The 20,393-nt window shown below is 69.6% G+C and carries 20 protein-coding genes; 4 read left to right on the forward strand and 16 right to left on the reverse strand.

Features of this window, described 5'->3' with window-relative positions; all coding sequences use genetic code 11:
• Positions 1–33: 33 nt before the first annotated feature.
• From LVQ62_RS12615 to LVQ62_RS12645, 7 genes are all read right to left on the reverse strand, one after another.
• Complete coding sequence (locus LVQ62_RS12615; RefSeq protein ID WP_233762050.1) at positions 34–576, reverse strand: PH domain-containing protein; 543 nt, start codon at positions 574–576, stop codon at positions 34–36.
• Between the two features lie 93 nt (positions 577–669).
• Positions 670–3,462: an RNA helicase gene (locus LVQ62_RS12620; protein WP_233762052.1), complete on the reverse strand. Its 2,793-nt coding sequence runs from the start codon at positions 3,460–3,462 to the stop codon at positions 670–672.
• 27 nt (positions 3,463–3,489) lie between these two features.
• A complete protein-coding gene (gene tatC, locus LVQ62_RS12625) occupies positions 3,490–4,311 on the reverse strand; it encodes a twin-arginine translocase subunit TatC (protein WP_233762054.1) in 822 nt (273 codons plus the stop codon).
• 30 nt (positions 4,312–4,341) lie between these two features.
• Positions 4,342–4,542, reverse strand: a complete 201-nt coding sequence (locus LVQ62_RS12630) for a hypothetical protein (RefSeq protein WP_233762056.1) — start codon at positions 4,540–4,542, stop codon at positions 4,342–4,344.
• The gene (locus tag LVQ62_RS12635) at positions 4,530–4,670 is read right to left on the reverse strand and encodes a twin-arginine translocase TatA/TatE family subunit (RefSeq protein WP_233762058.1); all 141 of its coding nucleotides are present in this window, start codon (positions 4,668–4,670) and stop codon (positions 4,530–4,532) included. Before LVQ62_RS12635 ends, LVQ62_RS12630 begins: the two co-directional genes overlap by 13 nt.
• A gap of 99 nt (positions 4,671–4,769) precedes the next feature.
• Positions 4,770–5,738, reverse strand: coding sequence for a YafY family protein (locus LVQ62_RS12640; RefSeq protein ID WP_233762060.1), 969 nt, complete (start codon positions 5,736–5,738; stop codon positions 4,770–4,772).
• Positions 5,738–6,718, reverse strand: a complete 981-nt coding sequence (locus LVQ62_RS12645) for a YafY family protein (protein ID WP_179480685.1) — start codon at positions 6,716–6,718, stop codon at positions 5,738–5,740. The genes LVQ62_RS12640 and LVQ62_RS12645 overlap by 1 nt, the downstream gene beginning before the upstream one ends.
• A 180-nt stretch (positions 6,719–6,898) precedes the next feature.
• On the opposite strand from LVQ62_RS12645, the gene LVQ62_RS12650 reads away from it, so the two are divergent.
• A complete protein-coding gene (locus LVQ62_RS12650) occupies positions 6,899–7,144 on the forward strand; it encodes a hypothetical protein (RefSeq protein ID WP_179480683.1) in 246 nt (81 codons plus the stop codon).
• A 99-nt stretch (positions 7,145–7,243) separates the two neighbouring features.
• Here LVQ62_RS12650 and LVQ62_RS12655 read toward each other — a convergent pair whose 3' ends face one another.
• The 5 genes from LVQ62_RS12655 to LVQ62_RS12675 all read right to left on the reverse strand — a co-directional run bounded on the left by LVQ62_RS12655 (position 7,244) and on the right by LVQ62_RS12675 (position 13,772).
• Positions 7,244–7,663: an FKBP-type peptidyl-prolyl cis-trans isomerase gene (locus LVQ62_RS12655; protein WP_179480681.1), complete on the reverse strand. Its 420-nt coding sequence runs from the start codon at positions 7,661–7,663 to the stop codon at positions 7,244–7,246.
• 45 nt (positions 7,664–7,708) lie between these two features.
• Complete coding sequence (locus tag LVQ62_RS12660; protein WP_233762062.1) at positions 7,709–8,689, reverse strand: FKBP-type peptidyl-prolyl cis-trans isomerase; 981 nt, start codon at positions 8,687–8,689, stop codon at positions 7,709–7,711.
• Positions 8,690–8,762: 73 nt separating this feature from the next.
• Entirely contained in the window at positions 8,763–10,124 is a 1,362-nt protein-coding gene (pafA, locus tag LVQ62_RS12665) for a Pup--protein ligase (protein ID WP_179480679.1), read from the reverse strand.
• 43 nt (positions 10,125–10,167) lie between these two features.
• Positions 10,168–12,045: an ABC transporter ATP-binding protein gene (locus LVQ62_RS12670; RefSeq protein ID WP_233762064.1), complete on the reverse strand. Its 1,878-nt coding sequence runs from the start codon at positions 12,043–12,045 to the stop codon at positions 10,168–10,170.
• Entirely contained in the window at positions 12,042–13,772 is a 1,731-nt protein-coding gene (locus LVQ62_RS12675; RefSeq protein ID WP_233762066.1) for an ABC transporter ATP-binding protein, read from the reverse strand. Before LVQ62_RS12675 ends, LVQ62_RS12670 begins: the two co-directional genes overlap by 4 nt.
• A 309-nt stretch (positions 13,773–14,081) precedes the next feature.
• Between LVQ62_RS12675 and LVQ62_RS12680 the strand changes: the two genes are divergently transcribed.
• Positions 14,082–14,864: a DNA alkylation repair protein gene (locus LVQ62_RS12680; RefSeq protein WP_233762068.1), complete on the forward strand. Its 783-nt coding sequence runs from the start codon at positions 14,082–14,084 to the stop codon at positions 14,862–14,864.
• On the opposite strand, the gene prcA is transcribed toward LVQ62_RS12680, so the two are convergent.
• From prcA to dop, 4 genes are all read right to left on the reverse strand, one after another.
• Positions 14,835–15,602, reverse strand: a complete 768-nt coding sequence (prcA, locus tag LVQ62_RS12685) for a proteasome subunit alpha (protein WP_208051890.1) — start codon at positions 15,600–15,602, stop codon at positions 14,835–14,837. The two genes, LVQ62_RS12680 and prcA, sit on opposite strands and share 30 nt — an antisense overlap.
• Positions 15,599–16,426, reverse strand: a complete 828-nt coding sequence (gene prcB, locus LVQ62_RS12690) for a proteasome subunit beta (protein WP_233762070.1) — start codon at positions 16,424–16,426, stop codon at positions 15,599–15,601. Before prcB ends, prcA begins: the two co-directional genes overlap by 4 nt.
• The gene (locus tag LVQ62_RS12695) at positions 16,423–16,626 is read right to left on the reverse strand and encodes a ubiquitin-like protein Pup (protein ID WP_179480671.1); all 204 of its coding nucleotides are present in this window, start codon (positions 16,624–16,626) and stop codon (positions 16,423–16,425) included. Before LVQ62_RS12695 ends, prcB begins: the two co-directional genes overlap by 4 nt.
• Positions 16,627–16,774: 148 nt before the next feature.
• A complete protein-coding gene (gene dop / locus LVQ62_RS12700; RefSeq protein ID WP_233762072.1) occupies positions 16,775–18,301 on the reverse strand; it encodes a depupylase/deamidase Dop in 1,527 nt (508 codons plus the stop codon).
• 43 nt (positions 18,302–18,344) lie between these two features.
• On the opposite strand from dop, the gene LVQ62_RS12705 reads away from it, so the two are divergent.
• Both LVQ62_RS12705 and LVQ62_RS12710 read left to right on the forward strand, forming a co-directional pair.
• On the forward strand, positions 18,345–19,349 hold the full coding sequence (locus LVQ62_RS12705) for an alpha/beta hydrolase (protein WP_233762074.1): 1,005 nt from the start codon (positions 18,345–18,347) through the stop codon (positions 19,347–19,349).
• Positions 19,350–19,758: 409 nt separating this feature from the next.
• Positions 19,759–20,391, forward strand: coding sequence for a hypothetical protein (locus LVQ62_RS12710; protein WP_233762076.1), 633 nt, complete (start codon positions 19,759–19,761; stop codon positions 20,389–20,391).
• Positions 20,392–20,393 lie beyond the last annotated feature (2 nt).

Raw genomic sequence — 20,393 nt, forward strand, 5'->3', positions numbered from 1 at the left:
GCCGCAGGGCTTCGCACACTCGGGTGCGAAGCGTCAGTAGGCGCGGCGGCGGTCTCCGCGCGGGTCGCCCGGCGGGAAGGTGCCCTCGTCGTCGGTGCCGTTGTCGTGCTGGAAGAGCAGCTCGTTGAGCCGCACCTGGACGTCCTCCACATGGGGCACGTCGTGCAGTTGAAGACCGGCCTGGTCCGAGGCGTCCGAGACGATGAGAGTGCCGCAGCCGAGGATGCGGTCCAGCGGGCCCTTGTCGTAGGCGACGTCCGAGATGCGGTAGAGCGGGATGTCGCGGCCCGACTTGCTCACGATCCCGGTCCGGGTGATCAGCCGGCGGTTGGTGATGACGTAGAACGTCGCCCGCCACCGCCACACCGGCGCCAGCACGAAGACGACCACGATCAGCAGCCAGACGACCCCGATGGCGAGGCGGCCCCACTGGTTGTCCCAGTACACCGCGCCCGCGATGGCCGCCACGGTCGCGACGACCAGGATGATCAGCGGGAGGACGATGGCCTTGATGTGGGTGTGCAGCTCGAGTTCGACGCGCTCACCCTGGGTCAGGTGCTTCGGCGAGAAGGACATGGCCGCATCCTGCCACGACCCGATCCCACTCCCCCGGTTGTCAGCGCATTTGCGGCGCCGACGCCAGGACGGCGCTGACGAAGGGGCGGCGGGTCAGTCCAGCCGGTCGGCCGCCACCACTCCGCGCAGCACCGCGTCGATGCCGGCACGCGTCGTACGCCGCATCTGCGGGTCCGAGCTCGCGTCGTGGATCTGGTCCATCAGGTCCACGAGCTGCTTGCAGCGCCGCACGAAGTCGCCGGCCGACAGCTCGGAGTCGCGCAGCACCAGCTCCAGGCGCCCGCCGCTGGCCCACCGGTGCATCATCCAGGCGATCCCGGAGTCCGGCTCGCCGGTCGGTGCCAGCCGCTTGCCGAGCTGCCGGTCGTGCAACTCGCCCCAGAGCCGGTTCATGTGCTCGAGGGCCTCGGCGACCTGGTCGTTGGGCACCTTCACCGAGCCGCCCTCCCCCTCCCGGCGGGCTTGGTGGATCAGCGAGCTCACCACCGCAACGAGCGACGGCGGGTCGAGCCTGCGCCAGACGTCCTGACGCAGGCACTCCGCGACCAGCAGATCCTTCTCGGCGTAGATGCGCTGCAGCACCCGGCCCTCGTCGGTCACCTTCTCGCCGTCCGGGGTCAGGTAGCCCAACTCGGCGAGCAGGTCGCAGATGCGGTCGAAGGTGGCGGCGACGGTCTGGGTGCGCCCGGACACCTTGCGCTGCAGGCCGTCGGTCTCACGGCGCAGTCGCCACCACCGCTCGGCCCAGCGGGCGTGCTCCTCACGGTGCTCGCACCGGTCGCAGGGGTGATCGTGCAACCGGCGGCGCAGGCGCTCCACATCGGCCTGGGTCTGCTCGTCGGGCTCCGGGGCGTTCGCCTTCGCTGCGCGCTCGGCCATCCCCTCGGGCACCTTGGCGCGCAGCGTGGCCGCCAGGTCACGACGGGCCTTGGGGTTGCGGGAGTGGAAGCCCTTGGGGATCGGCAGCGTGGTGAACGCCGCGATCGGTCCGTCAAGGTCGCTGTCCTCCAGACGGCGCACCTGAGCGTCCTGGGTCAGGATCATCGGCTCGGCGCTGCCGCGGCGCCCACCGACGTTCGCCTGGATCACGATGGCCAGGCCCTGGCGGCGGCCGGACGGCACCTGTACCACGTCGCCGGGTTTGAGCGCCTCCAGCGACACCGCGGTCTCCGCTCGGCGGCTGGCGGCGCGGCGGCGTACGGCGGCCTTCTGCAGGTCCGACAGTTCGCGGCGCAACGCGGCGTACTGCGCGAAGTCGCCCAGGTGACAGCGCATCGCCTCGGTGTAGCCCTCCAGGGCCTCCTCGTTGCGGCGCACGGCCGTCCCGACGCCGACCACGGACTTGTCGGCCTGGAACTGGGCGAACGACTGCAGCAGCAGCTCTCGCGCTGCGGGACGGCCGACCTGGTCCACCAGGTTGACCGCCATGTTGGAGGTGGGCACGAAGCTGGACCGCAGGGGGTAGGTGCGGGTCGAGGCCAGGCCGCCCACCTCGTGGGGGTCCAGGCCGCGGTTGTAGAGCACGACGGCGTGGCCCTCGTAGTCGATGCCCCGGCGGCCCGCGCGGCCGGTGAGCTGGGTGTACTCCCCTGGCGTGATGTCCGCGTGCGTCTCGCCGTTGTACTTCACCAGTCGCTCCAGGACGACGGTGCGCGCGGGCATGTTGATGCCGAGCGCCAGCGTCTCGGTCGCGAAGACCGCCTTGATGCGGCCCTCGGTGAACAGCTCCTCGACGATCTCGCGGAACGTCGGCAGCATCCCGGCGTGGTGCGCGGCGAACCCGCGACCCAGGCCCTCCACGAAGTCCCAGTAGCCGAGGACGCCCAGATCCTCCTCGGGCAGGTAGGAGACGCGCTCCTGCACCAGTTGCCGGATCCGCTCGCCCTCGGCGGCCGGGATGAGGCGGGTGCCCCAGGAGAGCAGTTGCGTGACCGCCGCGTCGCAGCCGGCGCGGCTGAAGATGAAGGTGATGGCGGGGAGCAGTCCGGCGCGGTCGAGTGCGTCGATGACCTCGGCCCTGCTGGGTCCGCGGCTGGGCCGGCCCGAGCGCACGGGCCCGTCGTGGGCGCGGCCGCGACGCTGGTTGCCCCGCCGGCCCTTCGGTCCCCCGGCGTCCTCTCGGCGTCCGTGCCGGTCGGTCTTCGCGTCGAACTGCGAGATGCGTTGCAGCAGCTCAGGATTGAGTCGCAGACGGTCACTGTTCTCGTCATCGACGAAGAGGTCCAGGATGCTCGGACCGACCATCATGTGCTGCCAGAGCGGCACCGGGCGGGTCTCCTCGACGATCAGCTCGGTGTCGCCGCGGACCGTGCCGAGCCATTCCCCGAACTCCTCGGCGTTGCTGACCGTCGCCGACAGCGACACGAGCTGCACGTCGTCCGGCAGCTGGATGATGACCTCCTCCCACACGGCGCCGCGGAAGCGGTCGGCGAGGTAGTGCACCTCGTCCATCACGACGTAGCCGAGCCCGCGCAGGGTGTCCGACCCGGCGTAGATCATGTTGCGCAGCACCTCGGTGGTCATCACGACCACCGGCGCCTCGCCGTTGATGGAGGAGTCGCCGGTCAGCAGCCCGACCTTGTCGGCGCCGTGCCGGGCGACCAGGTCGGCGTACTTCTGGTTCGACAGGGCCTTGATCGGCGTCGTGTAGAAGGTCTTGGTGCCGGTCTGCAGCGCCAGGTACGCCGCGAACTCGCCGACCAGCGTCTTGCCCGAACCGGTCGGCGCGGCGACGAGCACGCTGCGGCGGCCTTCCTGGACGGCGACCAGGGCCTGGCGCTGGAAGTCGTCGAACGGGAAGTCGTACCCGTCGGCGAACCGTCGCAGGTGCGAACCGTCGATCCGGCGCGGGGCGCGCGAGGGCTGCGAAGTTGCCGAGCTGGACATGTCTCGAAGGCTAGCCCTGCCGGTGGATCAGAGCGTGGAGGCCTCGTCGTCGGGCACGTCGAGCCATTCCCGCGGCTCGGCCTGTTTGCGGCGCCGGTCGAAGAACGCCGAGACGGCGACGGCCGCGAAGTACAGACCGACCATCGGGAAGGCCAGAGCGAGCATCGACCAGGCGTCCGGACTGGGGCTCATCACGGCGGCGAAGACGAAGATCAGCATCGTCGCGATCCGCCAGCCCTTGAGCATCACCCGGGCCGGCAGCACCCGAATCCCGTTGAGGCCCACCAGGAAGACCGGGAGCAGGAAGGCCAGCCCGAACGCCAGGACGAACTTGGTGATGAACGCGATGTAGGTCTGCGCGTCGATGAAGTTCGTGCCCTGCTTGGGCGTCTGGCCGACGAGGAAGACCACGGCGTTGGGAATGGTGCGGGTCGCGACCCAGCAGCCGATCAGGAAGAGCGGCACGGCCGAGAGGATGAACGCCGCGCCGACCCGCTTCTCCTTGCGGGTGAGGCCGGGTGCCAGGAAGGCCCAGATCTCCCACAGCCACACGGGGCTGGCGAGGATGAAACCGAGCCAGAGCGACACCTTCAACTTGATGCTGAAGGCGTCACCGACGCCGCGGCCGAAGTTGGTGCTCACTCGGGAGGCTGGCACGTGGCGATCGCGGGCCGCGTCCAGCAGCGGATCGATCATCCACTGGTAGACGGTGTGGAACTTCAGCCAACCGACCACCGCACCGATGGCGACCGCGACGGCCGCGATGAGCGCACGCCGACGGAACTCCCGGAAGTGCTCCCCCAGGGACATCCGACCTTCCGGATTGTCCTTACGGCCCAGTACGGCCATGAAGTCTCAGATGCCCCGCTGCGCGACGTGTCAGGCGGAGGTGTTGTGGTCTGCCGGGTGCTGCGCGGGGGTCTCCGGCACCGTCGGCGTCGTGCCGGCGGCCGGAGCCTGCGGAGTGTCAGCAGGCGCGGGGGGCGTGGCGGCAGCAGGTGTGGCTGGTGGCGTGGTGGCCTGGCCCTTGACCGTCTGGCCGGCGGCCTCGGACTTCTTGTCGTTCTTCATCTCGTCCATCTCCGAGCGCAGGATGCGCGCGGAGCGGCCAAGCTGCGGGCCATGTCGGGCATCTTCTTCCACCCGAAGAGCAGGAGGATCACGACAGCGAGGACCACGATGTGCCAGCCGTCGAACAAGTTACGCATCAGGAGGATCCTTCACGTCTAGGGTGGTGCAGCGGTCTCCACTGTACGCGACCCGCCTGGTCACTCTTCGGAGATGCCGGTGGTCTGTCTCGGCGGGGATCAGCTCCCCTCGTACGCCGCGAGCGCCTCGTCCGCCCCCGCGCGGACCTCCTCGCGCAGAGACTGCGGCTCGATGACCCAGGCCCCGCCGGCGAGTCGCCAGACCAGGTTGCGCACCCATGTGCTGTCGGCGGTGCGCAGCGTGACCGTCAGGTTGCCGTCGGCGGCCTGGGTGCGGTCCTGCACCGGGTAGTACTCCGCCACCCACGCAGCTTGCGGCGCGAGTCCCAGGGTCACCGTCAGATCGTCCGGTGCCGGGGTGAAGATGTCGGTGTCCAGGTCGCGGGCCCTGGCCTGCGCGGGCGGTGTGCCGTCCACGTCCAGCGGGGTGATCGTCTCGATCCGGTCGAGCCGGAAGAGCCGCACATCCTGTGCGCGGTGGCACCACCCCTCGAGGTACCAGTGGCTGTCGATGTTGAAGACCCGCATCGGATCGACGTCCCGCTCGGTGGCCTCATCGCGAGCGGCCACCAGATAGCGCAGGTGCACCCGACGATGCCCGCGCAGCTCCTCACGCGCCAGGGCGAGCGTCTCGTCGGCCACCGACCCTGCCAGCGTCACCTGCACCCGGCGGGTCGCCTGGGCGCTCTCGCCGGTCGCCTCGGTGAGCTTGGCGAGGGCCCGGTCGACGGCCTCCCGCTCCCCCAGGCCCGGCACGGCTGCCAGGGCCCGCAGGCCGACGATCAGGGCGGTCGCCTCGTCGATGCCGAGCCGCAGGGGTCGGGCGATGGTGTCGGCGTTGCGCAGATAGACCCGGCCCTCCTCCCACTCGGCCTCGATCAGGTCGTCGGGCAGGTGGCCCGGCGTCCCGCAGACGAAGAGCAGGCTGAGGTCGGACTCGATCTGCGCGCGGGGCACGCCGAGCTCGGCGGCGGCCTCGTCGATGTCGATCCCCTGACGGTGCACCAGCCACGGAACCATCGTGAGCAACCGCGACAGCCGAGCGGTCGCGCTCTCGGGAGTGGCCATCAGCGTGCCTCCTGGGCGTCGCGGGCAGCCCGCAGACGGCGTACGACGGCCTGCGTCAGCTCGGGCGGATGGATGACCCGCACGGCCGGGCCGAACCCGGAGATCTGCTCGGCGAAGACCTCGGTGTCGGTGAAGTCGACGTCGAGCTGCGACCAGTGGTCGTCGATGTCGCCCACGGTGCGTGCCCGACGGCGCAGCGTGTTGCCTGCACCGACCAGCACCCGCAGCACCGCAGGCTGCGGCTCGCGCTCGACCTCGACGCCCTCGATCATCCGCAGCGGGTCGTGGTCGTCCGGCACCTGGTAGGCGCCGGGGCGTCCCGTGGCCTTCACGGCGCCGTCGATGCGACCGAGCCGGAAGACCCTTGGAGCCCCGCGGTCGGTGTCGAATCCGGTGACATACCAACGGCCGTGCCAGTTGGTGACCGCCCAGGGCTGCAGGTGACGAGTGCTGACGGCCCCATCGGATTTGCGGTAGTCGAAGCTGATCGGCCGGCAGGCGAGGACGGCATCCTTGACCGGGGTGAAGGATGCCTCCGTCGTGCGCACGCGGGGCTCCAGGCCGAGGATCGAGGCGGCGTCACGCTCGACGTCGGCCGCCTGCAGCTTGCGCATCGCGGTCGAGGCGGCCCCGGCGAGGCTCGCCTGCTGCCACGTGCGGCTCGCCAGACCGAGCACGGCCAGCTCGTCCGCCTCGAAGACGATGTCGGGCAGCGCGTACTCCCGACGGTCGATCCGGTAGCCGGGTTCGTCGTCGAAGTAGGCGTCCAGCGGCTCGGTGCGCAGCGGGATGCCCAGGTCGCGCAGCTCGTCCTTGTCGCGCTCGAACATCCGGTCGAAGGCCTCGGTCGACGCGGTCTCCCCGTACTGCGGGACGGCGTCGCGGATCCGCGCCTTCGACAGCGGCTGACGCGTGTAGAGGAGGCAGATCACCAAGTTGAGCAGCCGCTCGGTCTTGGCGGCCGGGGAGGTGGTGCTCATGTGCGGCAACGCTATCCCACCCGCACCGCCGGTGCGCACGTATGTTCGCCCCGCGGCGCGGCCGCAACTCGGCTCGATGGTGACACAGCTGGGTCCCAGAGTCACAGGCCGACCTGTGTCCTTCGGACGTATCTGCGCCAAGGTCACCGGTTCGCGTGTCGCGTCTGTCACGCTGAGGCCATGCCCGGAGTCTTCCCCGCGCCCGACGAGCCGACCCCGCCGTGGTCGCCCGGCACTCCGGTGTGGCGTGCGAACGAGCTGCCGCCGGACGCCCGCCGGATGGGCTTGTCGCCCTGGGTGGCACCCGAGCTGCAGCTGGCGAGCAATCTGCGCGCGGACAACAGGTTCCACCGCGTCCTCGCCTGGATCGGGCTGGTGGTCTCGGTGGCCGTGGTGCTCGCGCCGCTCGTCGCGATCCTCCTGTGACCACCGCTTCCTGCCTGAGCCCAACGAAGAACCGTCGAGCGGCATCCGTGGAGGGATGCCGCTCGACGGTGTCGTACGCAGCTCAGGCGTGCGGGTCGGTCAGCCGATACCGAACGCCGCACCCGCACCGGGTCGGTTGGTGCTGACCAGGTCAACCACGAAGATCAGGGTCTCCCCCGGCTTGATGGCGTCGCCGGCGCCACGCTCGCCGTAACCCATCTGCGGGGGGATGGTCAGCTTGCGGCGACCGCCCGCGCGCATGCCGACGATGCCCTCGTCCCACCCGCTGATGACCTGACCCACGCCCACCTGGAACCGCAGGGGTTCGCCGCGGTCCCAGGAGGAGTCGAACTCCTCGCCGGTCGACCACGCGACGCCGACGTAGTGCGCCTCGATGGTGTCGCCGGAGTTGGCCTCGTTGCCGTCACCCTCGGTGATGTCCTCGATGACCAGGTCGGTCGGCGGGGTGTCACCCGGGAAGTCGACCTCGGGCTTGGTGGTGGTGGAGTCGAACGGCATGGTGGCCTCTCTGGCGTTTCGGTGACGGCGGGGTCGCGACGGGCGTCAGTTGCCGCCGGACTGCTGTTGCTGCTGCGGGGGCTGCGGGACGATCGCCAGGATGTCGACGACGAACGCGATCGTGTCGGTGCCCTTGATGCCCGCCTGGGCCTGTCCGGCGCTGCCGTAGCCCTCGGCCGGCGGGATCGAGATGAGGACGCGGCTGCCGACCGTCTGACCGGTGAGGCCCTTGACGAAACCGGCGATCGCACCCGTCGAGAGCTGGAAGGTCGCCGACTGGCCGGTCTTGGCGCTGGCGTCGAAGACCTTCTTGGTGCGCAGGTTGACGCCGGTGTAGCTGACCGTCACGAAGTCGCCGGTGGCGGTCTTGATGCCCGAGCCCTTGATGAGGGGCTGGATGAGAAGCGTCTTCGGCGCGGTGGCCGGGACGGTGATCGTGGCCTGCTTGTTCGTGCCCGCCGGCACCGACACCTTGAAGCCGTCCTGCGGGGTGGCCTGGGTGCCGGTCGGCTGGGTGAGCGCGTCCGCCGCGCCGTCGATCTTGATGTAGAAGACCAACGTGTCGGTGGCGGAGACGCCGAGCGTGCTGTTTCCGGCCGACCCGAAGCCCTGCGACGCCGGGATCGCGACCTTCTGCGTCGTGCCGACCTTCTTGCCGACGAGCGACTTCACCAGGCCCGGGAGCTGGGTGGTGTCCGCCAACGGGATCGGCACGAAGCGCTGCCCGAAGGTGCTGACCAGCTGCTTGTTCTTCGTGGCGTTGTAGGCCACGTAGTCGACGTACGCGATCTGCTTGGCGCCGATGGTCGGGCCGGTCCCCTGCGTCAGCACCTGGGTCGCGGTCTGGCTGCCCGCCTTGAATCCCCCCTTGGGGATGGTGACCGTCGGCTTGTCGGCGTTCGACGTGTTGACCGTGAGGTCGCTGAGCGACGTCGCCGTCTTGGGTTTGGAGTCGCTGCCGCATCCTGTGAGCAGGACGAGCGGAACGGCGGTGATGCTGAGCAGGCGGACGGCAGTGCGGCGCACGGAGCAAACCTCATGGGTCGGGTGTGGGAGACACGTCACCCTAACCCGGTGTTCTGTGCCCGCCCGCCAGCGGTCACATGCCGTCGATCAGCCGCTCCACGCGAGGGTCCTGTGCGGAGAACGGGTCCTTGACCAGCACCGTGCGCTGCGCCTGGTCGTTGAGCTTGAGGTGCACCCAGTCGACCGTGAAGTCACGACGGTGCGCCTGGGCGGACCGGATGAAGTCGCCGCGCAGCTTGGCGCGGGTGGTCTGCGGGGGGAAGGTCTTGGCCGCGAAGACCTCCGGGTCGGTGCACACTCGGGCGGCCTTCCCGCGGCGTTGCAGCAGGTAGAAGAGCCCGCGGCGGCGGTTGATGTCGTGATACGTGAGGTCGATCTGCTGCAGCCGCGGGTCGTCCAGCCCCAGCCCGTGCTTGGCGGCGACCTGGTCGAGCAGGCGGTGCTTGATGACCCAGTCGATCTCGGTGTCGACCATGCCCAGGTCGTCGGTGTCGATGGCGGTCAGCGTGCGCTGCCACAGGTCGAGCACCTGCTTGGTCACCGGGTCGCTGATGCCCTCCTTCTCGGCGAACGCCCGCGCGCGCTCGAAGTACTCGCTCTGGATCTGCAGCGCCGACATCTCCTTGCCGTTGGAAAGGCGCACCGGCGTACGACCGGTGATGTCGTGGCTGATCTCCCGGATCGCGCGGATCGGGTTCTCCAGGCTCAGGTCGCGCATCGGCGCGCCGGCCTCGATCATCTGCAGCACGAGGTGTGCCGAGCCGAGCTTGAGCAGGGTGGTGGTCTCGCTCATGTTGCTGTCGCCGACGATGACGTGCAGTCGGCGGTAGCGCTCGGCGTCCGCGTGCGGCTCGTCGCGGGTGTTGATGATGGGCCGCGAGCGGGTCGTCGCGCTGCTCACGCCCTCCCAGATGTGGTCCGCTCGCTGGCTGACGCAGTACGTCGGCTTGTGCCCGAGCATCGATATCTTGCCGGCCCCGCAGATGATCTGACGGCTCACGAGGAACGGGATGAGCACGTCGGAGACGGCCTGGAACTCCCCCTGCCGACCGATCAGGAAGTTCTCGTGGCAGCCGTAGGAGTTGCCGGCGGAGTCGGTGTTGTTCTTGAAGACGTAGATCTGACCCTCGACGCCCTCCTCGGCGAGGCGCAGCTGCGCCTCCTCGACCAGGCCCTCCAGGATCCGCTCGCCGGCCTTGTCATGGATGACGGCCTCGCGGATGTCATCGCACTCGGGGGTGGCGTACTCCGGGTGGCTGCCGACGTCGAGATAGAGCCGGGAACCGTTGCCCAGGAACACATTCGAGGAGCGGCCCCATGAGACGACCTTGCGGAAGAGATAGCGCGCGACCTCGTCCGGGGAGAGTCGACGCTGCCCTGCGGAGGTGCAGGTGACGCCGTACTCGTTCTCGATACCGAAGATGCGACGCTCCATGACCTGACTTTAGTCTCGCGACCCGGGAGTTGCCCGGGCGGCGTCAGGCCAGCGAGCGTGTCCAGGCGTCGTGCAACGCGGCGTAGCGCCCCGCATCGGCGATGAGCTCCGCCGGGCTGCCGTCCTCCACGATCCTGCCGTGCTCCATCACCAGCACCCGGTCGGCGACCGCGACCGTGGACAGCCGGTGGGCGATGATCACCGCCGTCCGGTCGGCGAGCACGGTCTCCAGCGCGCGCTGGACCAGCCGCTCGCTGGGGATGTCGAGAGAGGACGTGGCCTCGTCGAGGATGAGGACGGCGGGGTCGGCGAGGAACGCGCGCGCGAATGCCACGAGCTGCCGCTGGCCCGCCGACAGTCGCCCGCCGCGCTTGCCGACGTCGGTGTCGTATCCGTCCGGCAGGGTGTCGATGAACCGATCCAGGCTGACCGCACGGGCCGCCGCGAGCACCTGCTCGTCGCTCGCGTCGGGCGCGCCGAACCGGATGTTGTCCGCGACGCTCCCCTCGAACATGAAGTTCTCCTGGGTGACCATCACCACCTGCCGGCGCAGCTGCTCCTGCGTCACGTCGCGCAGGTCGACGCCGTCGAGGCGCACGCTGCCCGAGCTCGCGTCGTAGAAGCGGGCCATCAGCTTGGCCACGGTGGTCTTGCCCGCGCCGGTGGTGCCCACCACCGCCACGGTCTGCCCGGCCGGGATGTGCAGGTCCAGGTCGGCGATCACCGGGTGCCCCGGCACGTACGCGAAGTCGACGTGGTCGAAGTCGACCGTGCCGAGCGCCGAATCCAACGGCTTCGGGACGGCCGGGTCGGCGATCTTGGGCTCTTCGGCCAGCACTCCGGCCAGCTTCTCCAGGGCGGAGGAGGCGGACTGGAAGGTGTTGAAGAACTGGGTGATGTCTTGCATCGGCTCGAAGAACATCCGCAGGTAGAGCAGGAACGCCGCGAGGACGCCGATCGTCATCGACCCTTCGAGCACCCGCCAGCCGCCGTAGATCAGGACGACACCGGTGGTGATGTTGCCGATCAGCTTCACGCCGGGCATGAAGATCGCGACGAGCTTGAAGGTGCGCTCGTTGATCCTGCGGTAGCGATCGGCGAGCGTCTCGAAGATCTGCTGGTTGCGCGGTTCGCGGCGGTAGGCCTGCACGGCCTTGATGCCCGTCATGGTCTCGACGAACTGCACGATCACCAGCGCTGCGCTCTCGCGCACCTCGCGGTAGGTCTTGGAGGACTCCCGGCGGAACCACGCGGACAGCAGGACCAGGAAGGGGAAGCTGATCAGGCAGACGAGGCCCAGCTTGATGTCGAGCAGCAGCAGCGCGATCGCCGTGCCGACGAGGGTGAGTCCCGCGGTGATGAGGCTGTCGAAACCGTTCTCCAGCATCTCCTGGATGGCCTCGACGTCGTTGGTCGAGCGGCTCACCACGCGACCGGAGGTGTAGCGGTCGTGGAAGGAGACGTCGAGGCGCTGGAAGTGCCGGAACACGCGGCGACGCAGCTCCAGCAGCACCTGTTGGCCGATGATCCCCGATCGGCGCAGGAAGAACGTGCGAGTGACCGCCTGCACGATCACGGCCACGCACAGGATCCCCACGACCACCATCAGGGTGCGCGAACCCTGGTGGGCCACGATCGGCGGGATGCCGTGATCGATGCCGCGCTGCACCAGGAACGGCACGGCCAGTCGGGAGAGGTTCTCCAGCACCACCACGAGCGTGAGCAGCGCGATGGCCCGACGGTAGGGGTGCAGCAGGTCGCGCAGCAGGGCACGTGCCTCGACGCGGTACGTCGTGCCGTCGTCGACGGCCTCCTGCTCGGGGTCCGCGATCCGGCCGCGCCACTGCTCGGGGGCGAGAGCCTCCTCGCCCGTGGGGTCGCCCTCGGGTGCGTCGGTGCGCGCCGTCACCTCCGTGCTCATCGCGCACCCCCCGCGGGTACGGCGGTCTCGTCCTCCGCGGCGAGCAGGTAGCGGTACTCCGGCACCGTCCGCAGGAGCTCGCGGTGCGTGCCGACGTGAGTGATCCGCCCGTCCTGCAGCAAGGCCACCCGGTCGGCGAGCATCACCGTGGACGCACGGTGGGCCACGACGATCGCGGTCACTCCCACCAGCACCTCCCGCAGCGCATCCTCCACGAGTGCCTCGGTGTGCACGTCGAGCGCGGACAGGGTGTCGTCCAGCACGATGATCCGAGGCCGCGCCAGCACCGCACGGGCCAGGGCCAGTCGTTGGCGCTGGCCACCGGACAGGCTCATCCCCTGCTCTCCGATGCGAGTGTCCAGACCGTAGGGCAGGTCGTCGACGAAGTCAGCGCGCACCACCTGCAGCGCCTCGCGGATCTCCTCCTCGGTGGCGTCGGAACGGCCGAGGGTGAGGTTCTCGCGCACCGACATCGAGAAGAGCGTCGGGTCCTCGAACGCCGTGGCGACGACCGAGCGCAGCTCCTCCAGGCGCAGGTCGCGCACGTCCTCCCCGTCGATGCACACCTGCCCCTCGCTCACGTCGTACAGCCGCGAGATCAGGCCGGTCAGCACGGTCTTGCCGGAGCCGGTCGTGCCGACCACCGCCAGCGTCTGACCCGCGGGGACCGTCAGGTCGAGGTGGCGCAGCGCCCACTTCTCACCGTCCGGGAAGCGGTAGCCGACGTCGCGCAGCTCCAACTCGCCGCCGCGGACCGGCACGAGTCCGGCACCGTCGAGGATCTCCCGCGGAGCGTCGAAGACCTCGACGATCCGGTCGGCAGCCGTCATGGACTCCTGCGTCATCGACAGGAAGAAACCCATCGACGCGATCGGCCAGACGATGGACAGCATCATCGTGATGAAGGCGACCAGCGTGCCGAGCGTGATGCGGCCCTGGCCGGCGGCGGTGGCGCCGAGCCCCAGCACGAGGATCAGGGTGACATTGGGGATGACCTCCAGGATGGTCCAGAAGGTGGCCTGCAGGGAGACCTTGCCGACCTGGATGTCGTAGAGCTCCTTGACCTGCGTGTCGAACCGGTCGTAGACGTAGTCCTCGCGGCCGAAGGACTTGATCGCCCGCAGCCCGAGCGCGGACTCCTCCACGTGCGTGGCGACACGGCCGGACTGGTCCTGCGCCTTGCGGGACAGGGCGGTGAACTTGCGCTCGTTGCGCAGCACGGTCACGCAGATCGGCACCACCGAGACCACCACGACCAGGCCCAGCGGCCAGTACATCGCGAGCAGGATCAGTGTGGTGACCACGATCTGGATCGTGTTGAGCAGCAGGAAGAGGGCACCGAACGACAGGAAGCGGCGCACCGTGCCGAGGTCGTTCATGATCCGCGACAGCAGCTGCCCCGACTGCCACTTGCTGTGGAAGGACATCGGCAGCAACTGCATCCGGGCGTAGAGGTCCTTGCGGATGTCGGCCTCGACGCCCATCGTCGCGCGCGCCACGAGCCACCGGCGCACGATCCACAGGAGCACCTCGGACATCCCGATGGCCAGCGCGGCCGTCCCCCACCACCACAGGCCGGTGCGATCGTGATGGCGCACCGGGCCGTCGATCACCACCTTGGTCATCAGCGGGATGACGATCGTCGCCACGGTGCTCAGCACCGCGACGAACACCATGGCCAGCCAGCGGGTGCGGTAGGGCTGCAGGTAGGGCAGCAACCGACGCATCGCCGCGTAACGCGAAGGCTTGGCGGGTGGTGGGCCGAGAGGAGGGCGGCGCCCTAGCGCGTCCCTCCGGTCGTCCGAGGTCATCCACTCCCCCTGTCCCGCCGGTGCGACCCGCTCCGGCCGCACCAGTCTATTGCCGATCTATGTGTCAGTTCGCGCATCCGCCGCCGTCCATGCCTGATGACCGATCGGGCGCCCGGAACCGACTCTGTCATCGGCCACCGACAGCCGCCACCGGGTTTTGCCCGTCCACGGGTTCGGGCCGCCGCGAATCACCATCCGACCGCGGCACGATGCGAGACTGAGCGGATGCCGAACGGTCACGCCCTCACCGACGCCCGCTCCGCGATGCGGGCTCTCGGCGAGGTCGCCGACCCCGGCGATGTGCCTGCTCTGCAGCGCTATTTTAAGACCGGACCTGGTGAGTACGGCGAGGGCGACGTCTTCATCGGCGTGCGCATGCCGGCGGTGCGCGAGGTCGCCCGTCAGGCCAGTGGCATGGGACTGGTGCAGCTCGACGTGCTGCTCGACTCCCCCGTGCACGAACACCGCCAGCTCGCGGTCATCGTCCTGGGCCGGGCGTTCGCAACGGCGTCGACCGCTCGCGGGTACGACGAGCGGGCGCGCGCCGCGTACGTCGCGTTCTACCTGGCCGCCGTCCGTCGCGGCCGGATCGACAACTGGGACCTGGTGGACGCCTCGGCCGAGTTCATCCTCGGGGAGTACCTCGTGGACCGGGACCGCCGGCTGCTGCTGGACCTCGCCGGATCACCGGTGCTGTGGGAACGGCGGGTCGCGGTGCTGGCGTCCTTCGCGTTCATCAAGCACGGCGATGCCAGCACGACGCTGCAACTGGCCGAACAGCTGCTCGGCGACCCCGAGCCGCTGCTGCAGAAGGCTGTCGGATGGATGTTGCGCGAGGTCGGCAAGCGGGTCGACGTGGAGCTGCTGCGCACGTTCCTGGACGGGAATGCCGCTCGGATGCCCCGCACCATGCTGACCTACGCGGTCGAGCACCTCGAGCCGAGCGAACGCACTCACTACCGCTCGTTGCGGTCGACCTCAGCCCTCGCCGGTCAGCGTCTCGTGTGAACCGACCCCTGGATCGTCGGTCTGCGGGACGTCGTGGGTGGGGTCGTCCGGGCTGAGCAGCGCGTCGAGCAACGGCCCGGCCAGCCGCCGGAACGCGCGTCGTTCCCGATGCCGGTCCAGGACCGCGACCTCCAGCTGCGCGGCTCCGAGCTCACGGGAGACGCCCTGCGGATCGGGTGCCAGAGCCTCCACCGCCAGCCTCAGCGCCTGCCCCAGATCGAGCCCGCTGTGCCAGCGGTCCTGCAGCAGCTCGGTGATCGCGTCGGCCGCGCCGCCCATCGCCACGAACCCGTGCTCGTCGCCGACGGACCCGTCGTAGGTGAGCCGGTAGATCTGGTCCTCGTCGGTCGACGCGCCGACCTGGGCGACGACGATCTCGACCTCGTACGGCTTGGACTCCTGGGTGAAGACGGTGCCGAGGGTCTGTGCGTACGCGTTGGCCAGGCCCCGCGCCGTGACGTCCATCCGGTCGTAGGAGTAGCCCCGGAAGTCGGCGTACCGGACGCCGGCGACCCGCAGGTTCTCGAACTCGTTGTACTTACCGACCGCGGCGAACGCGATCCGGTCGTAGATTTCCGAGACCTTGTGCAGGGCGCGACTGGTGTTCTCACCGACGAAGGCGATGCCCCCGTCGTAACCGAGCACGATGACCGAACGGCCGCGGGCGATGCCCTTGCGCGCGAAGTCGGCCCGGTCCTTCATCAGCTGCTCGGGCGAGACGTAGAACGGCATGCTCATCGCGGATCGGCCTCCTCCCGGCGCTGCGCCACCACGGCGGTCACCACCTGCTCGAGTTGTTCGGCGCCGACGAAACGCGACCCTTCGGCGTCCAGCAAGGCGACGGTGGGCCAGATCCTGCGGCCGAGGTCCGGACCGCCGGTCGCGGAGTCGTCGTCGGCGGCATCGTAGAGCGCCTCGACCGCGACCCGGACGGCGTCCTCCCGGGTGAGGCCGGCGCGCCACAGCTTCTTCAGGGCGCCACGGGCGAAGAGCGAACCGGAGCCGACGCTGTGGTGGTCGGCCTCCTCGTAACAGCCGCCGGTCACGTCGTAGGAGAAGATCCGTCCGCGATCGGTGGCCAGGTCATAGCCCGCGAAGAGCGGCACGGCCGACAGTCCCTGCATCGCCATGCCGAGGTTGCCGCGGATCATGCTGGCGAGGCGGTTGGCCTTGCCCTCCAGCGACAGCAGCGTGCCCTCGATCTTCTCGTAGTGCTCCAACTCGACCTGGAAGAGTCGCACCAACTCGATGGCGATACCGGCCGCGCCGGCGATGCCGGCCGCGGAGTACTCGTCGGTGGTGAACACCTTCTGCATCGTGTGGTTGGCGATCAGGTTGCCCATCGTGGCCCGGCGGTCACCGGCGAGCAGCACGCCGCCGGAGTACTGGACCGCCAGGATCGTGGTGCCGTGCGGCGCATCGACCGGCGCGCCGCCGGGCACGGCTCGCATGCCCGGGATGAGGTGCGGGGCGTGGGCGCCGATGAACTCAGTGAAGGACGCCGATCCGGTCTGCAGGAACGCCGCCGGGAGACGGCCGTTCGACGCCTCGGGTGAGGTCACTGGCCGCCCTTCTGGACGAAGCCCCGGACGAACTCCTCGGCATTGCTCTCCAGCACGCCGTCGATCTCGGCCAGCATGCTGTCGGTGTCCTCGTCCAGCTCCTGCTTGCCGGCCTGGGCTGCGGGGGCGGCGGGCTCGGGCGCGTCACCCTCGGGATCGGCGTCTCGACGCTGGGGACTCTTGTGCTCCTGGCCGGCCATGGTCGCTCGCTTTCGCTGAGGAAGTCTCTTCGTCCACCCTAATGCGCGCATCCGTCACGGCCGCAGGCCGCGCCCGGGTCGGGTCCGGCCCTGTCAGGGCGACGGCGGCGATGGGTCAGTCGGCGACGGCGGCGACGGCGGCGACGGGTCAGTCGGCGACGGCCAGCGCGCGGAGCAGCTCATCGGCGCTGTGGGCACGCTCCATCAGCTCCCCCACATGCGCCTTGGTGCCGCGCTCGGGTTCGAGCATCGGCACCCGCTGCAGGCTCGGGCGCCCCGGGACGTCGAAGATGACCGAGTCCCACGACGCGGCCGCCACCTGGTCGGGGAACCGGGCGAGGCACTGGCCGCGGAAGTAGGCGCGCGTGTCCTCCGGCGGTGCGGTGACCGCCCGGCGTACCTCGTCCTCGTCGACCAGCGTGTCGAACCGCCCGGTGGCCGCCATCCGGTGGAACAGCCCCTTGTCGAGACGCACGTCGGACCACTGAATGTCGATGGCGCGCAGTCGCGGGTCGGACCAGTCGAGGTTGTCCCTGGCCCGGAAGCCTTCGAGCGCAGTGAGTTTCGCGACCCAGTCGACCTGGCGCGCGCAACTCATCGGGTCGCCTTCGAGGCCGGTGAGCACCTGCTCCCACAGCGCCATGACCTGCACGGTGTCCTCGTCCCAGTCACCGGGACCGTCGCCGTACGTCTTGGTCAGCCACGTGTCGGCCATCTCCTGGTAGCTGCGCAGCAGCTCCAGACTCGTCATGCTGGTGCCGTCGGCCAGTTTCACCCTGGTGCGCAGCGTCGGGTCGTGGGATATCTCGCGCAGGGTCGTCACGGGCTGGTCCAGTGTCAGGTCACGGGTCACCGCGCCCGCCTCGATCAGCGCGAGCACGAGACTGGTGCTGCCCAGCTTCAATACGTTCGCGACGTCGCAGTGGTTGGCGTCGCCCAGGATCACGTGCAGCCGCCGGTAGCGGTCGGTGACGGCGTGCGGCTCGTCGCGGGTGTTGATGATCGGCCGTTTGAGCGTGGTCTCCAGCCCGACCTCGACCTCGAAGAAGTCGGCGCGCTGGGACAACTGGAAACCGGGGCGAGTGGACTCCGCACCGATCCCGACCCGGCCCGAACCGCTCATCACCTGGCGCACCACGAAGAACGGGATGAGGTGCTTGACGATGTCGGCGAACGGCGTGGACCGGCGCATCAGATAGTTCTCATGGGTGCCGTAGGAGGCGCCCTTGCCGTCGGTGTTGTTCTTGTAGAGGTTCACGCCGGGTGCGCCAGGGGGCGACAGCAGCCGCGACGCCTCCCGCATGACCAGCTCGCCGGCCCGGTCCCAGACCACGGCGGCGCGGGGGCTCGTCACCTCCGGCGAGGAGTACTCGGGGTGTGCGTGATCGACGTAGAGACGAGCGCCGTTGGTGAGGACGACGTTCGCGAGCGTGGGGTCGGCCTCGTCGGTGAGTTGGGAGGGGTCGGCGGCCGCCCGCGACAGGTCGTAACCGCGGGCGTCGCGCAGCGGTGCCTCGTCCTCGTAGTCCCAGCCCGCACGGGTGGAGCGGATGCCCTGGCGGGTCGCGTACGCGGTGACGACGGCTCCGGACAGGTTCATCGGGTTCGCCGTCGGGTCGCCCGGGACGGAGATGCCGTACTCGGTCTCGATGCCCATCACGCGGCGCGCAGTCATCCCCCGACAGTAACCAGCGATCCCCGGACGGCAGACTGGCGCCATGGACGAGCGATCTGCACTGGTGGCCGGTGGCGCGCGACTGAGGTCGCTCTGGACGGCATCGGCGGGTATGCCGTTGCGCACCAGGGTGATCAGCACGGGCCTGGCGATGAGTCAGGGCAAACCGCTCAGCGAGCTCAGCGCCGGGGAGTTGCAGAAGCGACGCGCGCTGTCGCCGCCACCGCGGGGCCCGGTGTCCTGGGTGGTCGGCCGGGTGACCCCCGGCGCCGTCATCGAGACCGTGCAGGTGCCGGTCCGCGACGGTCGCACCGTGTCGACCCGGGTGCTGCGGTCGGCGTCCGGACCGTCGGACACGGTGCTCATCTGGTACCACGGCGGAGGCTGGGCGCTGGGGCGTCCGAAGGACTTCGATCCGCTGCTGAGTTTCCTGGTCGAGCAGACCGGCTGCGTCGTCCTCGCGCCTGATTACCGGCTGGCGCCGGAGGACAAGGCCCCGGCGGGCGTCCACGACTGCCTCGACGTCCTCGACTGGGCCGCGACGGGCGCCGGGGGCATCACCACCCCGGCGCCGCGGATCGCGGTCGGCGGCGACAGCGCCGGCGGCAACCTCGCCGCTCTCGCAGCGCTGCACGCCAGGGACCGGGGGCTGCAGCTGTCCGGTCAGGTGCTCGTCTACCCGGCCACCGACCTGGCGACCGACCGGCCCTACCGGAACGCGCCGATCCTGTCGGGTGAGGACATGGACGCGTTCGAGGCCTTCTACCTCACCGGCTCCGGCCTGACCGGGACCGACCCGGTCGTCTCCCCCGCCCACGCCGCCAGCCACGCCGATCTCGCTCCGGCGCTGGTGCAGACCGCCGAGCTGGACCCCCTGCATCCCGAGGGCGAGCGGTACGCGCAGACGCTCGAGTCCGCCGGCGTCCCGACCCGCTACACCTGCTACCGCGGCGTGCCCCATGGCTTCCTGAACATGCCCGGCGGCACCCACGTCGGCTACCAGGCCTGGTGGGAGATCAGCGACACGCTGCGTCGCTGGTGGGCCTGAGGCCGCTCCCGCTCCTTCTCCCTACCGCCGGGTGAGCATCGCGTGAGAGCCACTCTCGCCCGCCGGCGCTGAGCCGCGCCCTCACTCGGGCTGACGACGCTCGCGGGCGCTCTCCTGCGCTCCGGCGTACGTGCACACGTCCCTGTGATCGCTCACGCCGAACTTTCCGCGCCCTTGGGCGCACCCCGCGTACCCGCCTGAGCGCCGCCGGCGCTGCGATCGATATCGCCATGTCGCTCCCCCGCTGGGCAGGGTGCGACAACACTGGCCACGCCTGAGACAGCTGACATTTCGTCCGAATACCCGACGTGCGGATTCCGTCGCGAAACGGTCGTCCGACAGTGCGTATGACTGGTCCTGGGTTGATCGCGAGAAGTTTTCTTGAGAGATCGGCGCGTTTAGCCACTTCTTGATCATTCAACGGTTTACTCTCTCTTTACCAAACGCTGACCGGGGAGATGCCGTGCTGGGGGACAGCCGTGAACGAGGGGGTGTGGCCGTGGACGAGCGGTCGCACGTCAGGCGACGGGCCGTCATCGCGGGCGCTCTCTGGACCGCCCCGGTGATCCTCATCGGAGCACCCGCACCTGCCGAAGCGGCCTCGACCAGCGTGCAACCGGCACAACTCGTGTTCAACACGTTGAACACGACGGGAACGTCCTCCAACGACGCAGGCAAGCCCACCGCGCTTGCAACCCAGGTGCAGGTGCTGAACACCTACTACGCCTCGTACCCGTCGGTGTCGGCCACCGTGCAGAAGCTCACGGTCGTGGTCCGCTTCCCGAGCACTCAGGTCACGGCGGCTGCCCCCACCAACGTCTCCGGTACCGGCTGGGCGTTCACGAAGGTGGCGAGCTCGGGAGGCAACCGCAACCTCACCTTCACCTGGACGGGATCCATCGACCCGGGTGACGCAACGGCCATGCTGTCCTTCACCGTGGCGCTGCGAAACACCACCGCCGGGGATCGAACACTTACGGCGACCGCCAGCGCGACCAACGCCACGGACGCGAATGGTTCGGCGACCTATACCGTTAACTGATC

The sequence above is a fragment of the Allobranchiibius sp. GilTou73 genome (assembly GCF_021391335.1).
In the GTDB taxonomy this organism is placed as follows: Bacteria; Actinomycetota; Actinomycetes; order Actinomycetales; family Dermatophilaceae; genus Allobranchiibius; species Allobranchiibius huperziae.